Annotated in this window: 2 protein-coding genes; one reads left to right on the top strand and one right to left on the bottom strand. The window is 37.7% G+C overall.

Translation table 11 applies throughout. From position 1 onward, the window contains the following. The first annotated feature begins 301 nt into the window (after positions 1-301). Positions 302-1,795 (top strand): sodium/proton antiporter NhaB, encoded by a 1,494-nt coding sequence (gene nhaB / locus AC4GME_RS18060; protein ID WP_490377347.1) that lies wholly within the window; start codon positions 302-304, stop codon positions 1,793-1,795. A 765-nt stretch (positions 1,796-2,560) separates the two neighbouring features. On the opposite strand, the gene AC4GME_RS18055 is transcribed toward nhaB, so the two are convergent. After that, entirely contained in the window at positions 2,561-3,484 is a 924-nt protein-coding gene (locus tag AC4GME_RS18055; RefSeq protein WP_490377348.1) for a phospholipase A, read from the bottom strand. Positions 3,485-3,540 lie beyond the last annotated feature (56 nt).

The raw sequence follows: 3,540 nt of genomic DNA, 5'->3' as shown, positions 1-3,540 counted from the left end.
CCAACGAGTTGGCAATAAACGGTAAAAACAGCATGAAACAAACCATGAATCTAGCCAGTGCCAATAGTCAACTGAAATCGATAGTTGATCAATTTAAATTGAGCTAATTCAGATTGGTTCTATCAGATGTTTGGGTAATGAGAACAGTGATAATTAAATCAGAACAGTCATTACTGTTCTTTGGCACAATGAGTTTAAGCATCCTATGCTTTATGAAAACTTCTGGCGGTTAATTAAAAAATAGCAATATCTAAATTAACGCTTCTAAATAGAATTTAGTCATCAAAATAAGGTTGAGTATATGAACAGTCTCTATCATAATTTCTTGGGCAATAGCCCGTCCTGGTATAAAAAATCCATCATAGTTTTTTTATTGATCAACCCTTTATTGGTTATGATTCCTGATATCGGTTACACGGTGGCGGGATGGGCACTTATTGTCGAGTTTATTTTCACTCTGGCATTAGCTTTAAAATGCTACCCGCTTCAACCGGGTGGTTTACTGGTAATTGAAGCCGTGGCCTTAGGCATGACCAGCCCTGCTGCTGTCAAAAGTGAAATTATTGCTAACTTTGAAGTTATATTATTGTTGATGTTTATGGTGGCGGGGATTTTCTTTATGAAAAACCTGCTGCTGTTTATTTTTATGAAGCTGCTGATCAACGTACGATCCAAAATTGCTTTGTCTTTAACCTTTAGTGTTATGGCAGCATTGCTTTCAGCCTTTTTAGATGCATTAACGGTGACTGCGGTGATTATTGCAGTGGGTGTTGGCTTTTACAGTGTTTACCATAAAGTAGTCTCAGGGCGTCAATATCATCATGACGATCATGATCATGGTGACGATAAAACCGTACACGATCACCATAAAGAAGATTTACAAGCCTTTCGTGGTTTCTTACGCAGCTTATTAATGCACGGTGCGGTAGGTACGGCACTCGGTGGTGTGGCAACATTAGTGGGTGAACCTCAAAACTTGCTAATTGCTGAAAAAGCCGGCTGGGATTTCATTGCCTTTTTCTTGGCGGTAGCTCCAGTCTCTATTCCCGTCTTTGTTGCCGGTTTATTAACCGTTGTGGTGGTTGAGAAATTTAAATTATTTGGATATGGCGATCAATTACCAGAAGCAGTATTCAAAATTTTAAGTGATTATGATCTGCACCAGACAGAGCAACGAACTAAATACGAAATAGCCCAATTATGGGTGCAGGGGGCTGCGGCAGTTTTCCTTATGGTTGCCTTAGCGCTGCATTTAGCGCCTGTCGGCCTAATTGGTTTAACCATTATCGTGGTACAAACCGCTCTTAACGGCATTACCGAAGAGCATCAGATTGGCCATGCTTTTGAAGAGGCACTACCATTCACATCTCTTCTAGTAGTGTTCTTTGCTGTTGTGGCAGTTATTCATGATCAGCATTTGTTTCAGCCTATTATTGACTTGGTTTTTGCGCAAAGCATTGAAGCGCAGCCGTTAATCATGTTCTTTGCCAATGGATTGTTATCTATTATCAGTGATAACGTATTTGTGGCCACGGTATACATTAACGAAGTAAAAGCGGCATTAGACGCTGGTGATATTAGCCGTGAACACTTTGAGCTGTTAGCTGTGGCGGTAAATACCGGTACTAACTTGCCAAGTGTTGCAACACCAAACGGTCAAGCCGCTTTCTTGTTCTTACTGACGTCTGCCATTGCTCCGTTAATTCGTTTGTCTTACGGTAAAATGGTGCTCATGGCACTGCCTTACACTATTGTAATGACAACAGTCGGCGCAATATGTGTTGCTAACCTATAATTAATGGTTCAATTATTGAGCCCTGAAAAGGGCCTGTTTTATTAATGCATAAAAAGTTGGACACCCATACCTTTTATTCTTTTAAATCATGACATTAAAGAAAACATCATACTCTACGTAATAAGAAAATAAATATTACACAGCACAAAGTTCAGACAAAAAGAATCAAGGTAGACTTAATAAATTGGGATTAGAGAATAAAAAGCTAAGGCGTTATGTGCCCCTTTCCGCCTTAGGAAGCTACAAATTAGTGGCCAAAATTACTGTACTGCTACACCAGTGTGCCATCATGGTAAAAATATCGGGCTGTCTCCGATGAAGTTCGAAAAGCAGTATTTTAAGAACTTAGCAAAGAGTCTAGGCAACTAGGGGCGAACCACATCATTACTTTTTACGGGGTATCTTCTTTATACTTGTTTTAAATAATCCCGCATATTTATTGCGTTGCAAGTGAAGTGTGATGTTAACCGCAACGTAATAATCACTGAAATTACAATCATTTTTATAAAAGAGTTCAACTCTTATTTGTCAATAATTAACCAACGCTAGGAAATTAAGGGATTAACGAAAGCAACTATGAGCCATTAAACGGGACGAACAAGTTGCAGTCGTAATATGTATTATGATTATTATTTTGTGGGATATATATATCTAGAACAATGATGCAGCGTTAGCCAGGCACGCATGGTATCTGGCTAGGTAATTGATCATTTATTTATTGGTACATTTAAATGTCATGCAGGGAAAGCTCTTACTATATTCATTCTAGAACCAATCATAGATAAGAATTCCGAGACTGATTCGGTTTACTCTATGGTCATAATCAATCAGACTTTCGCCATAACCATTATAATATTGGAAGTATATATCAACTATTTCATACACAGGAAAGGCCCAACTTAGTTCAACACTACTTTCATTATCACCATCAAATTTAAAATTATTTCTAAATAAAATACTGTAAAGGTTAGTATCGCCTTTATAGGTCAATCTGTAGTCACCATAACCAACATAGTCCTCTATGTCGGGGTTATCATCTTGACCTTCACTTTCAGGAATACGGTACCAAGGCTTAATTGATAGTAAATAATTTCCTTTAGCGAGTTCAAAATTAGCATAAATGCGATTCCAACTACGTGAAAGTGGCTCTGTTCTGCCATTAGATTGGTGAACGAAACCAAAATCTGTTTGCAGTAGCGTCATCCCAAAGACATTGTAATCAGAGTAATAGGTGGTAAATACTTCTGGACTGTAATTGGTTTCTCTAAAGGGTGCTGATTCATCGGAATTATACAGTTGCCACCAAGATGTATGTGTATAGGCGAACCAGAGATCCCAGTTATCATTGAACATATCATTGAGAAGTTTGAGCTTACCACTAAGTTGAAATTTAACTTCTACGTTATCAACTTCAGTACCTGGATCGGTTTCCTGATAGATCTCATCATTAGTTTTTGAATTATAAGACACTGGTAAAATGTAATTTGCCTGATGAGTAGTTAATTTAAATATCTTTCTTTCATTGAAATAATTTGAAATATCAGGGATATCCATTTTGGCTAATTCAGATGGTTCGGAATCATCAGATGCTAAATCCTCTTTTACACTTGTGTCATAACAACTCAGACGATCATTATCATTGTCTAACTCTGAACATGCTTGTTGTGAATAAACATGAGTAGTAAACAAATGACGTGGTCTAATTGATTCGACTAACCCAGTTAAGACATAATTAACTTAACTGG

Source organism: Psychromonas sp. (assembly GCF_983033635.1).
Note: the sequence above shows the minus strand (reverse complement) of the source record. Positions and strands in the feature narration are given on the sequence as shown.

What these genes read in the sequence shown, in the direction of transcription:
- nhaB (WP_490377347.1), top strand. Translation starts at nt 302, where the DNA reads ATGAACAGTCTCTATCATAATTTCTTGGGCAATAGCCCGTCCTGGTAT.